14 protein-coding genes and 1 pseudogene are annotated in these 10,786 nt (G+C 63.1%); 4 read left to right on the top strand and 11 right to left on the bottom strand.

Annotated features, from left to right (window positions below):
• Positions 1 to 239 precede the first annotated feature (239 nt).
• Positions 240 to 1,133 (top strand): formate/nitrite transporter family protein, encoded by an 894-nt coding sequence (locus HU729_RS15545; protein WP_186710890.1) that lies wholly within the window; start codon positions 240 to 242, stop codon positions 1,131 to 1,133.
• A gap of 3 nt (positions 1,134 to 1,136) precedes the next feature.
• Here HU729_RS15545 and HU729_RS15540 read toward each other — a convergent pair whose 3' ends face one another.
• Positions 1,137 to 2,231 carry an MBL fold metallo-hydrolase gene (locus HU729_RS15540; protein ID WP_186710892.1) on the bottom strand — a complete coding sequence of 365 codons (1,095 nt, stop codon included), beginning with the start codon at positions 2,229 to 2,231 and terminating at the stop codon, positions 1,137 to 1,139.
• A 128-nt stretch (positions 2,232 to 2,359) separates the two neighbouring features.
• Here HU729_RS15540 and HU729_RS15535 point away from each other — a divergent pair, with 128 nt between their 5' ends.
• The gene (locus tag HU729_RS15535) at positions 2,360 to 3,436 is read left to right on the top strand and encodes a diguanylate cyclase (RefSeq protein ID WP_186668423.1); all 1,077 of its coding nucleotides are present in this window, start codon (positions 2,360 to 2,362) and stop codon (positions 3,434 to 3,436) included.
• On the opposite strand, the gene HU729_RS15530 is transcribed toward HU729_RS15535, so the two are convergent.
• A complete protein-coding gene (locus HU729_RS15530) occupies positions 3,414 to 3,755 on the bottom strand; it encodes a DUF2025 family protein (protein ID WP_186710888.1) in 342 nt (113 codons plus the stop codon). The two genes, HU729_RS15535 and HU729_RS15530, sit on opposite strands and share 23 nt — an antisense overlap.
• A gap of 125 nt (positions 3,756 to 3,880) precedes the next feature.
• Positions 3,881 to 4,003, bottom strand: coding sequence for a hypothetical protein (locus HU729_RS25870; RefSeq protein WP_346655303.1), 123 nt, complete (start codon positions 4,001 to 4,003; stop codon positions 3,881 to 3,883).
• A 17-nt stretch (positions 4,004 to 4,020) separates the two neighbouring features.
• Between HU729_RS25870 and HU729_RS15525 the strand changes: the two are divergent.
• Positions 4,021 to 4,271, top strand: a pseudogene (locus HU729_RS15525) (SDR family oxidoreductase); the annotation flags it as partial.
• Here the strand turns inward: HU729_RS15525 and HU729_RS15520 are convergent.
• Complete coding sequence (locus HU729_RS15520; protein WP_186710881.1) at positions 4,268 to 5,056, bottom strand: LysR family transcriptional regulator; 789 nt, start codon at positions 5,054 to 5,056, stop codon at positions 4,268 to 4,270. The pseudogene HU729_RS15525 and the gene HU729_RS15520 sit on opposite strands and share 4 nt — an antisense overlap.
• 101 nt (positions 5,057 to 5,157) lie before the next feature.
• Between HU729_RS15520 and HU729_RS15515 the strand changes: the two genes are divergently transcribed.
• On the top strand, positions 5,158 to 5,886 hold the full coding sequence (locus HU729_RS15515; RefSeq protein WP_186710879.1) for an SDR family oxidoreductase: 729 nt from the start codon (positions 5,158 to 5,160) through the stop codon (positions 5,884 to 5,886).
• A gap of 45 nt (positions 5,887 to 5,931) precedes the next feature.
• Here HU729_RS15515 and HU729_RS15510 read toward each other — a convergent pair whose 3' ends face one another.
• The 7 genes from HU729_RS15510 to HU729_RS15485 form a co-directional block, all read right to left on the bottom strand.
• Complete coding sequence (locus tag HU729_RS15510; protein ID WP_186668431.1) at positions 5,932 to 6,801, bottom strand: HlyD family secretion protein; 870 nt, start codon at positions 6,799 to 6,801, stop codon at positions 5,932 to 5,934.
• An 11-nt stretch (positions 6,802 to 6,812) separates the two neighbouring features.
• A complete protein-coding gene (locus tag HU729_RS15505; protein ID WP_186668433.1) occupies positions 6,813 to 7,019 on the bottom strand; it encodes a DUF1656 domain-containing protein in 207 nt (68 codons plus the stop codon).
• Entirely contained in the window at positions 7,006 to 8,994 is a 1,989-nt protein-coding gene (locus HU729_RS15500; RefSeq protein ID WP_186710877.1) for an FUSC family protein, read from the bottom strand. The genes HU729_RS15505 and HU729_RS15500 overlap by 14 nt, the downstream gene beginning before the upstream one ends.
• Positions 8,995 to 9,155: 161 nt before the next feature.
• Positions 9,156 to 9,272 carry a cytochrome c oxidase subunit CcoM gene (ccoM, locus tag HU729_RS26005; protein ID WP_276569124.1) on the bottom strand — a complete coding sequence of 39 codons (117 nt, stop codon included), beginning with the start codon at positions 9,270 to 9,272 and terminating at the stop codon, positions 9,156 to 9,158.
• A 133-nt stretch (positions 9,273 to 9,405) separates the two neighbouring features.
• The gene (locus tag HU729_RS15495; protein ID WP_186668437.1) at positions 9,406 to 9,567 is read right to left on the bottom strand and encodes a hypothetical protein; all 162 of its coding nucleotides are present in this window, start codon (positions 9,565 to 9,567) and stop codon (positions 9,406 to 9,408) included.
• A gap of 67 nt (positions 9,568 to 9,634) precedes the next feature.
• On the bottom strand, positions 9,635 to 9,973 hold the full coding sequence (locus tag HU729_RS15490; RefSeq protein ID WP_186668439.1) for an aspartate-semialdehyde dehydrogenase: 339 nt from the start codon (positions 9,971 to 9,973) through the stop codon (positions 9,635 to 9,637).
• Positions 9,974 to 10,083: 110 nt separating this feature from the next.
• The gene (locus tag HU729_RS15485; RefSeq protein WP_186710875.1) at positions 10,084 to 10,779 is read right to left on the bottom strand and encodes a hypothetical protein; all 696 of its coding nucleotides are present in this window, start codon (positions 10,777 to 10,779) and stop codon (positions 10,084 to 10,086) included.
• Positions 10,780 to 10,786: the final 7 nt, after the last annotated feature.

Below are 10,786 nucleotides of genomic sequence, written 5' to 3'. Positions count from 1 at the left end.
TGCCTGTCAAGCGTTTATTTTGAAGTTTTTTCAAACCGCTTTCTTTCAAAAGCCTTCAACGTCAACGACTTACCGACTGCCCCGCTGCGTTCATCGCTGCGAGGAGGCGAATAATACGTGGTTTGAAATCACAGTCAACACTTTGATCCAAAAAAACTTTTATCTGCCCCCAGGAGCTCACTGGCAACTAATCCGAGCGCAATCGATCTGTAGAGAAACACCCCCTGGAGCGCACCACGATGAGCAAAGCGCAGAACGAGAAAACACCAGGCCTGTCGGCAGATGAAGAGCAGGAAGTCAGCCATAACCAGCCACCCCGCGCGGCAGTACTGCACGAGATCATCCGCGCCCAGGGCGATCAGGAACTGGAGCGCACCCTCGCGGCCCTGTGGTGGTCGGCACTGGCTGCCGGCCTGACCATGGGCCTGTCGCTGATGGCCATGGGGCTGTTCTATGCACGCCTGCCAGACAACGACAGCAGTCAGGTGATCGCCAGCCTCGGCTACGCCGCTGGTTTTCTTGCCGTGATTCTCGCTCGACAGCAGTTGTTCACCGAAAACACCCTGACCGCCGTGCTACCGGTAATGACCTCCCCTACGCTCGCCAACCTCGGTCGCCTGCTACGCCTGTGGACCGTGGTGCTGGTGGGCAATCTCGCCGGCACCTTGCTGGTGGCCTGGGTGATGCTCGAGCTGCCGATCTTCGACAGCAAGACCGATGTGGCCTTCCTCGAAATCGGGCGCAAGGTGATGCACAACGATCCGAGCCAGATGTTCGCCAAGGGCATCGTCTCGGGCTGGATGATCGCGACCATGGTCTGGATGATCCCGTCCATGGAGAACGCCAAGATCTGGATCATCCTGATGATCACCTACTTGATGGCCCTGGGCGACTTCACCCATATCGTCGTCGGCTCGGTAGAAGTGTCTTATCTGGTCTGGGCCGGAGAGCAGACCTGGCGCAGCTTCTGGCTGGAGTTCGCCCTGCCGACCCTGGCCGGCAACATCATCGGTGGTAGCTTCATCTTCGCCCTCATCAGCCACGCCCAGGTACGCAGCGACAGCGGCAAGCCGCCGTCGAAGCTGCTGGATGATGAACAAGAGTCGCCAATAAAGAAGGGCCGTGAAAGCTGATACTCAGCGCACCGCCACTGCACGCTCAGTGCTGTCGCCTCGCTGACGCAAAGGCCTGGGCTGCCACCAGTTCTGCCCGGCATGGGGCGAATCGAGACTGACGCGCTCGCCCATCTGTGGCGTGCTCAACGGAACCTGGGCCTGCGCGGCGAGCGCGACGATGCGCTCGAATGGCTCCTGCCAGCTGTGCAGGGACAGATCGAAGGTTCCATTGTGGATCGGCAACATCCAGCGCCCGCGCAGATCGAGGTGTGCCTGCAGACTCTGCTCAGGCTGCATATGCACATTGGGCCAGGCCAGGTTGTAGGCGCCGGTCTCCATCAATGTCAGATCGAAGGGTCCGAAGCGCTCGCCGATTTCACGAAAGCCCTCGAAATATCCAGTATCTCCACTGAAGAACAGTCGCAGCCCTTCATCGATCACCACCCACGACGCCCACAAGGTGCTGTTGCTGTCGAACAGGCCGCGCCCAGAAAAGTGCTGCGCCGGTGTGGCGACGAAACGCACGCCTGCGACTTCGGTTTCCTGCCACCAATCCAGTTGACGCACCTTGTCGCTCGGCACGCCCCACTCGACCAAACGGTCGCCCACGCCCAGCGGCGCAAGAAACTGGCCGGTGCTTGGCGCCAACTGACGTATGGCCGACTCATCGAGATGATCGAAGTGATCGTGGGACAGAATGACTGCAGCCAGCGGCGGCAACTGGTCGATCGCCAGCGGCGAAGCGTGGAAGCGCAGCGGGCCGGCCCATTGCACCGGCGAGGCGCGATCGGCAAACACCGGGTCTGTAATAAAGAAATGTCCACGCAGTTTCAGCAGTACAGTGGAGTGCCCCAGACGCCAGAGACTGTGGTCGGGAGCATCGAGTACCTGCTGGCGGGTCATCGGCTGCAGGCTCGGGGGAGTGGCAGGTCGTGTTTCGGGAGGCTTGCGCAGCAGCAGGTACTTGAGACCGATGCGCAACTTCTTGAGCACGCCATCCTTGGGCAGCTCGGCCTGATTGTGGAAACGCCCATCTCTGTAAGGTGCCGGCTCGCCGGCGAGGGAAGCCATGGGGGCCATCAGCAGGAGCACTCCGAGGAGGAAGATAGGCTTGATGCTACCTCACAATGATCGGATCAACCGTGAATTGGCTTGTAAGGTCATTTTTCCGCCATGAATCATTGTTCAACAATATTCATGCAACTTATGCGATAAACGGCTTCTGCAGAAAAAGAACGATAGACATGATCGACAACAGAAGCGGCAAGGGGCTCTCATTCGTCAGACGCATCTACCTGCCGCGCACCATCGGCATGGGCATCGGCCTGTTCAGCGTCATGGCGGCACTTGCCCCGCTGCACCCGCCCACCTGGGCGTGGCTGCTGATGCTGCTCAACGGTCTGGCCTGGCCCCACCTGGCTTATCAATGGGCGATCCGCTCCCCTGCGCCCTACCGCGCCGAACAGCGCAACCTGTTGCTCGATTCGTTGAGCGGCGGCTTCTGGGCCGCGGCCATTCATTTCAATCCGTTGCCGACCGTGACCATCCTGTCGATGATGACCATGAACAACGTCGCCGCAGGCGGCAAGCGCCTGGTGCTGCGCGGGTTGCTGGCGCAACTGGCAGGCATGCTGCTGGCCATGGCGCTGTTCGGCCCCGGCCTGCAACTGCAAGCCACGACATTGCAGGTCTATGCCTGCCTGCCAATGCTGACGCTCTACCCGCTGGCGCTCGGATGGGTCTGCTACCAGTTGGCGATCAAGCTGGCCGACCACAAGCGTCGACTGAGCGCCCTGAGCCGCACCGACAGCCTCACCGGGCTGCTCAACCACGGCTCATGGAAAGACTTGCTGCTGCTGAGGTTCCAGATCTGCCAGCAACAGCAAGCACCGGCCGTCATCGCCCTGATCGATATCGACCATTTCAAGACCATCAACGACACCTTCGGCCACGTGGTCGGTGATTGCGTGCTGCGCCAACTGAGCCATGAGCTCAAGCGCATCCTGCGCGAAGATGACCTGGCCGGGCGCTACGGCGGTGACGAGTTCTGCCTGATCCTGCCTGCCACCGACCAGATCCAGGCCGGTGTTGCGATGGAGCGCCTGCGTGAACAGGTCGGCGCCTATCGCAACCCACAACTGCCGGAATTGCGCATCAGCCTGAGCATAGGCCTCTCGGCCTATCATCCTGGGCTGAAGACGCCCGAGCAGTGGCTTGAAGACGCCGACAAGGCGCTCTATACCGCCAAGCATCAAGGTCGCAACCAGGTCAACGTCGCTCGCAGCGAGGCTGGCCCTCTCAAGCTGGCCTACCCCGACTGAACCGCAGGCTACGCTCGGCGACAATCTCCGGCAGGTCGATGCGGCGCAGATAGATCCGCAGCGGCTCGCCAATGTTCAGACGATCGTCCACATGCTGCTGCACCAACAGTGCCAGGCGCTCACGGCAGAGCGCCATGCGCTGCCCCGACTCGGGACGCCAGACGAACTCGCTGCAGGGTGTAATGCTCGCATCCGCGACATCCATACCGAATGCGTCCTCGGAAAAGCGCACGATATGCGTGCCACGCTTGCCATGAAAACCGACGAAGCCGTTGAGCTGCTCGGCAGCTGTGCAGATATCCTGGGATGTAATGGCCATGACGCTACCTCGCAATGAAATCGGAAGGAACGCACGCCGGGCGGGAACGGTTGCCTCTGTCGGGCAACGCGCAGATCGTTTGTTGCGCAGACTAACGCAACCTGCGCCGCCTTCGCCAAGGTTTTTCAGCGAGCGCCGGATACCGCCGGATCGAGCTGATCGGTCAACAGCGCCTCCATCCATCCCATGAACGCCTGTACGCGGCGCGGAACATGCCGCTGGCGCAGGTACAGCATCGTCACTGGCATGGCCCGGGCCCGCCGACATGGAGGTGCTCACCCGCTACCAGGCCAAGGAGTTGGGTGTCTAGCGCGGCATCCGGGCGCCATCGAGACCGATTTTGGTGGCACCATACGTGACAATCCGCAGGTCAACGCCTTCGTGGCCAGCAATACTGCCCTGGGCGGCGCCGGCCTGCCCGACGATATCGGCGCAGCCATCGCTCTGCTGCTTGAGGACGGTAATGGCTGGATAACCGGGCAGCGCCTGGAAGTCTCCGACGGCATGCTCCTCTAACCCAGGCTGCTGCCGCTCAGCACCTGCTGCAAGCTGGCCAAGGCAGGAATGGCCAAAGCCTGGGCGGCGTAGCACAACCCGACCCGACGCCGCAGCGCCGGGCCGGGCCCTGGTTGCCAGTAGACCCCCGGGTGGCGCTCGACCAGCGACTGTGGCAACCAGGCCGCGCCCATTCCGGCGGCGACCAGCGCCAACGCCAGTTGCAACGATCCGGCCTGTGCCACCTGCTCACCCTCGCCATACAGCCCCATCAGGCGCTGGTGCGAAGGGTGCTGCGGGCAGGTGATCCAGCGACCGTCGGCCTGGCTGCCGGTGGCCATGACCAGGACAAACGACTCTTCCCACAGCGCCAGGAAGAGCTCATCCTCACAGCGCTCGGCTTCATCGGCCAGCCGCGCATCGCCCTCGCAACCGTCCAGCAACGTCAATTGCAGCCCGGGCACGGCCTGAGCCGCAAGACGCACGCATGCTTCGACCTGGGCCGGAGCAATATCGGCCTCGATACCCAGCGCGAGCGGGACACGCTCCTGCTCCTGGCGAAAGCGCAGGCGCAGCGCCTCGGCTTCCGCGACCATGCGGCACGCCTGGGGATACAGCGCCCGCGCCTGCTCGCTGACGTCCACCCCGCGGGCCTGGCGCAGGAACAGACTGACGCCGAGGTCGTCTTCGAGTTGCCGTATGGTCACCGACAATGTCGGCTGGGCCACGCACAGGCGCTGGGCGGCCAAGGTGATGTTGCGTTCTTCGAACACGGCGATGAACGCCTTGAGATGACGAATATCCATAGATAGAACCGATACCAGCCAGAGGAATAAGCCGTTTTTCATGGCCTGGATCGACGCCTACAATCCTGGCCATCGAAAACGATTATGCCTAGGAGGCGCTCATGAACAAACCTCTGATCATCATCACCGGCGCCAGCTCCGGTATCGGCGCCGCCACGGCTCAGCAATTTTCGGCCGCAGGCCACCCGCTGCTGCTGATCGCTCGTCGCCTGGAACGTCTCGAAGCATTGGCCTTGCCCAACTGCCTGTGCCGCGCCGTGGACATTCGCGACCGTGCTGCGCTGGTCGGGGCCGTGAACGAAGCCGAAGCCTTGTACGGCCCGGCCGACGCGCTGGTGAACAATGCCGGCGTGATGCTGCTGGGCCAGGTGCACGAGCAGGATCCCGAGCAGTGGGACCGGATGATCGACATCAACGTCAAGGGCCTGCTAAACGGCGTGCATGCCCTGGCCAGCGGCATGGTCGCGCGTCGCGCCGGCACCCTGATCAACGTCAGCTCCGTCGCCGGGCGCAAGACCTTCCCCAACCATGTCACCTACGTCGGCACCAAGTTCGCCGTGCATGGCCTGTCGGAAAACCTGCGCGAAGAGCTGGCGCCACACAACGTGCGTGTCGTCACCATCGCGCCGGGCGCGGTCGAGACCGAGCTGCTCGGCCACACCACCGACGAGGGCATCAAGCGTGACTACGAGTCGTGGAAAGCCAATGACATGGGCGGCGTAGTGCTCAAGGCCGAGGATGTGGCCGGCGCTATCGCCTGGGCGTACCAACAGCCGCAGTATGTGTGCATCCGCGAGATCGTCCTGGCGGCCACTGCCCAGCAACCCTGATCGGCAAACACTCCCACAGGTACCCGGGTGCCTGTGGGGGCTTGTTCAGCGCTGCACCTCATCCTCCCGCACCTGCACACTCGCCGTCATCCCGGCACTGAGGTTCACCCCTGCAGGAATCTCGTCCAGCCTGATTCGCACCGGGATCCGTTGCGCCAGCCTCACCCAGTTGAAGGTCGGTTCCACCTCCGGCAACAACTGTCCATCCGGCGTCGAGTTGCGGTCGGTGATGCCCCGGCTGATGCTCTCCACATGCCCATGCATGGCCTCCCCTGCGCCCATCAGCCAGACCTTCACCGGATCGCCGACACGTATGCGCGGCAGCTTGGTTTCCTCGAAATAGGCCTGGATATAGAAGGTCGACTCGTCCACCAGCGCCATTACCGATTGCCCGGTATTGACATAGTTGCCCTGGGCCAGCCGCAGGTTGGTGATGTGGCCGCTGCGCGGCGCACGCACTTCACTGCGGGCCAGGTTGATCTTCGCCACTTGCAGTTGCGCTTGCGCCTCGTGCAGTTCACCACGGGCGATTGCGGCGTTGATCTGGGCGTTCTCGCGCAGCTCGGCGCTGATCGCCTCCGGACCCAGGGCCGTGCGTCGGGCCGCTTCGCGCTCACGCAGGCGCAACTGCTGGGTGCGGGTTTCAGCCACGGCACTGGCCTGGTCGAAAGCGGCCTGGAAGCGCTCGTGGTCGATGGTCATCAACACATCGCCGGCCTTCACCGGCTGGTTGTCGTGTACCCGCAGTTCGCGCACCCAGCCGGACACGTCCGGGGCGATCACCACCACATCGGCCCGCACCCGCGCATCGCGGGTCCAGGGGGTGAGCATGTAGTACTGCCAGAGGTGATACCCGGCAAACACGGCAATGGCCACCACGCACAGGGTGACCAGGGTACGTACCGCTGTACGCATGGACTGACTCCTTACAAAGGTCCCAACAGATGTACCACCAACGACAGCACACAGACGAACAACGCCGCATCGAACAGCGCTTCATGCCAGATCCAGCGCCCTAGCGGCGTCGCCTGCACCACCAGGCGCAACAGGCCGGTAAGCGCCAACGCCATCAGCACATAGATCAGAAACGGGCTGAGCAATACGCCGCCCAGCGCCCATTCACGCAACCCCATGGACTTCCTCCTGCCAACGGCACCACTTGCCCCAGCTCTTCTGCAATTGCAGGACCGCGCCGATGGCCAGGCGCAACGGGTCGCTCGACGGCTGGCGGCGCAGGGCCTCGACGAACTGTTCGCTGGCGGCATCCAGACGCTGGCCGCGCCCAGGCGCAGGGCCACTGGCCAGAACCGCCTCCAGTTGCTGCAGATACTGGCGCTCGGCACCGGCCAGCGGCACCTGGGCCACCGCCAGGCACATGCGCAGGTGCACCAGCTCGTCACCGATGTCCAAGCCATGCAGGCCATCGTCCCAACGCTTGCGCTCGGCCTCGGGCAACTCGCTGGCATGACGGGCCAACTGCATCAGGCGATCGGCCATGCGCCCACCGAACCAACTGTCAGCACCCCGCAGGTCGCGATGGGTCAGGCGAACCAGGTCGCTCTGGGTGGCGGCCCTAAGGCGCCGCCCCAGCCACTTCGGATTACGCAGCACGACCAAGCGAAACGCCAGTACCGCCGCCCCCACACCGATAAGCATGGCCTGGGCGCTGTTGAGCATGCTGGCCACGTCGAAGTGCATGGCGTTGAGGGGTGCCACCAGTACGATGAAATGCAGGCAGTACGAGGTCGCCGTCGGCCCCGTGCGCGGATGGGCCATGCCCAGCGCACCGAAGAACAGCGGCACGCCCATGCCAAGACACAGCAAGGCGAAACTGCTCCATTGCGGCAACAGGATCTGCCCGACGAAAAACGCCGCCGGAATCGCCAGCAAGATGCCACGCAAAAAGCTCAAGCCGATCTGTGCGCCGTTCTCGCGGCTGGCGAACAGGCTGCAGACCACGCAGGTCAGCACCAGGCCTCCAGGGGCCGAGGGCCAGGCCGTGGCCAGCCAGAAACTGCTCATGACCAGAAACGCCAACGCACTGCGCGAGCCGAACAGCAGCGCCAGCGGCAAGTCGCGATGCGCCGCCAGGCCCAGCGATACATCCTTGGGCGTTCGCCCCTCCTCCACATCGAGCAACGCCTGGGTGGCGGCCATGGCGAAATCCAGCAGCAAGGCCAGGCGCGCCAGGCAGAAATGCTCGGCGGGGCTGATCTGTTCATCGTGAGCAGCGTCCCAGACGCGCTGGCGCAACAACAGAAGGCTGGGTTGGTCGGGGCTGGCCAACTGGGTCCGAACCTCCTCGAGCCAAGGCGCCAGGTGCGCCGCTTGATGTTCGTCAAGCTGACGCCACTGACGACGCACCGAACGCGAGATGCGCAGCAGCACCATCAGCTTCTGGCTCAGGCCACGGATCGCCCGGGCCCGCTGGCGACCACGACTGCCTTCGAACCAGGCATGTTCACGCTGAGCGTCGATGGCGACGATGCGTCCAAGGATATCCAGCAAGCCCTGGCGCGATTCGTCTTCGCCGCCGAGCATGGCGCTGGCGGTCTGCATGCCGTTCTGCCAGGCCTGCCTCGCCTGGCCGCCGAGTTGCTGCTCGACGCGCATGGGCCAGATCAGCGCGCTGGTGGCCGTGGCGCAAACGATGCCCAGGCAGATTTCGGTGCAGCGCGCCACCGCTTGGTCGAACACCTGCAAGGGATGGTCGATTGCCGGCAACGCGATGATCGCTGCGGTATAGCCGGCCAGCACGAAGGCATAGGCCCAGGCACTGCGCAATTGGGTTGAAGCGGCGGTACAGAGGGCCAGCCACAAGGCCAGGGTCAGCAGGAACAACCACGGGGTCTGGGCGAACAGGCCAATGAACACCACCGACATGAACGTACCGACCAAGGTGCCGGCCAGTCGCGCCAGGCCCTTCTGCACCACCATGCCCGACAGCGGCTGGGCGACGATGAACGCAGTCATCAAGGCCCAGGCGGGTTGCTCCAACCCCCAGCGCAGCGCCAGCCACAGCGCCAGTCCACCGCCCAGCAGGGTCTTGATGGCGAACTTCAGAGCAGGGCTGGTGGGTGCGAACAGGGCCTGGAGGGTGATGGGCACGAAGCGGACCTTGCAGGGGGATATTGAGTAGAAAGATAGACAACGGATGGAAGAATAAAATGCAATCAACTAATTAGCTAGCTAATCATCTTTTAAAAAGGCAAAAAAATAGGCGACCGAAGTCGCCCTAAATGCCTTGCGTGCTCGTATACCCGGAAGAATCAGCGCGATTTGCGCTTGTTCGCATCCTTCCAGATGAAAAGTCCCAGACCGGCAAAGAACGTCAACATCAACCCGACTGTCACCACACCGGCGATCACCACGCTGTCGAAGAACATGTCGGCCTCCCGATTCGTTGCCGTTGTCCGATGTGTGCAAGGTAACGAATATGCGGGGAGGAGAAATTGACCAGGGTCAATAGGGCCCGGGACCGGGCACAAGAGAGGGCGCAGGTTTGACCTGCATCAGTTTTCAGCGTTTCTTGGGCTTGCTTTTGCTTTTCTTCTTCTTGCTTTTCGCCAACGGCATGGCCTGCTCGAAGGCCTGGCGCATTTCATCCAGGCGCTTGTCCTTGATGTCGTGGATACGTTTGGCGCGCTCGGCGCCGAAGTCGATCAGGTTGTCTTGGCTCATGGGCGGGCTCGACTGACAGCGGATGCGCCCATGATGAAGCCTGATGGCGACGCTGAACAGCCCCGCCTCAGACTTCGATATCCACCAGCAGCCCCTGGCGCGGCCGCTCACCCAGCGGCGCCACCGGCACGGTGTTGTCGGCATTGAGTTCATCGCCAGGCATGGCGCTGTAGAGCTCTTCCTGCTCGTCCTGTCGGCGTTGCTGGCGACGTTGCTGCTGGCGGCGCTGCTCTTCGCGCAGCCGATAGGCCTCATCCTGCGGGTCGCGCTGCTGCTTGAGGTCGATGGTGCCATCACTGGAGGCAGGCTGGGCCGGAACCACCGGAGGAATATTGGGGGTCTGCTTGACGGGGTCTTGTTGCGAGGTCACGGGCACGGCACTGAGCGGGATGATCGGCGGCAGCATGAGTCGGTTCTCCTGTAGCCACTGTGTCGGCCAGTCACGGTGCGCCTTGAGCACATGGGCAAGGGTTTGTGCGGCTGGTCACAATACCGTTTGCAAAGTATAGACCGCGATCACTCGCCTTCGTCGTCGGGATCGTCGTCCGCGGGCTGGCTGGTCTCGCTCCAGGGCCTCTTGTAGACCTGCTGCCAGACCGCGTCCATGTGCTCGCGCAGCACCTGTGGCGCACTCTTGAGCGACGCACTGTCCTCGCGCTCGCCGCCGATGGGCTCCTCGCCCGCCGGGCTGATCTGCGACTGGCCACTGATGCTGTAGATCGCCTGGCCTTCGCGCATTTCGATGCTGATGTCGTGCGGGTCGATGCCGCCGCCGCAGAAGGCGTGGCTGGCCACGGTGACTTCGGCGACACCATCCTTGTTCAGGTCGGTGACGTCGCTGACATCGGTATAGAAATCGACATCCAGGTCCAGCCCGGGACAGGTCGTTTCCTGGTCGATCTGCCAGCGTGGCTTGAACGCCTCGCTTTCGCTCGCACGCCCATAGAGCGTGGCCTTGAGCACGACCTTGTCGACTTCCTGTTCGCTCTCGGCATCGGTCGCCTGGCCGTCGACACGGCTGAGCACCAGCAGGCCTTCGCCCTCGCGGTCGTAGAAATGCACGCTCTTGAGCGGTGTCTGCACGCCCAGGACTTCCAGTTGCTCGACCGGGATCGGCGCGAGGATCTCGAACTTCTTCTGGTCACAGGCCGCGAGCAGCGCCACGCTGCCCACGGCCAGGGAGAGGTTCAACCAGCGGTGCGTGACAGGCATGTTGGCG

The sequence above is a fragment of the Pseudomonas sp. RW10S2 genome (assembly GCF_014268985.1).
Lineage (GTDB): Bacteria > Pseudomonadota > Gammaproteobacteria > Pseudomonadales > Pseudomonadaceae > Aquipseudomonas > Aquipseudomonas wayambapalatensis.
This window is presented reverse-complemented; position numbering and strand designations above follow the sequence as displayed.

Coding starts and splice junctions, on each gene's coding strand:
- HU729_RS15545 (WP_186710890.1), top strand. CDS start 240: ATGAGCAAAGCGCAGAACGAGAAAACACCAGGCCTGTCGGCAGATGAA.
- HU729_RS15535 (WP_186668423.1), top strand. CDS start 2,360: ATGATCGACAACAGAAGCGGCAAGGGGCTCTCATTCGTCAGACGCATC.
- HU729_RS15530 (WP_186710888.1), bottom strand. CDS start 3,755: ATGGCCATTACATCCCAGGATATCTGCACAGCTGCCGAGCAGCTCAAC.
- HU729_RS25870 (WP_346655303.1), bottom strand. CDS start 4,003: ATGCCAGTGACGATGCTGTACCTGCGCCAGCGGCATGTTCCGCGCCGC.
- HU729_RS15520 (WP_186710881.1), bottom strand. CDS start 5,056: ATGGATATTCGTCATCTCAAGGCGTTCATCGCCGTGTTCGAAGAACGC.
- HU729_RS15515 (WP_186710879.1), top strand. CDS start 5,158: ATGAACAAACCTCTGATCATCATCACCGGCGCCAGCTCCGGTATCGGC.
- HU729_RS15510 (WP_186668431.1), bottom strand. CDS start 6,801: ATGCGTACAGCGGTACGTACCCTGGTCACCCTGTGCGTGGTGGCCATT.
- HU729_RS15505 (WP_186668433.1), bottom strand. CDS start 7,019: ATGGGGTTGCGTGAATGGGCGCTGGGCGGCGTATTGCTCAGCCCGTTT.
- ccoM (WP_276569124.1), bottom strand. CDS start 9,272: ATGTTCTTCGACAGCGTGGTGATCGCCGGTGTGGTGACAGTCGGGTTG.
- HU729_RS15495 (WP_186668437.1), bottom strand. CDS start 9,567: ATGAGCCAAGACAACCTGATCGACTTCGGCGCCGAGCGCGCCAAACGT.
- HU729_RS15490 (WP_186668439.1), bottom strand. CDS start 9,973: ATGCTGCCGCCGATCATCCCGCTCAGTGCCGTGCCCGTGACCTCGCAA.
- HU729_RS15485 (WP_186710875.1), bottom strand. CDS start 10,779: ATGCCTGTCACGCACCGCTGGTTGAACCTCTCCCTGGCCGTGGGCAGC.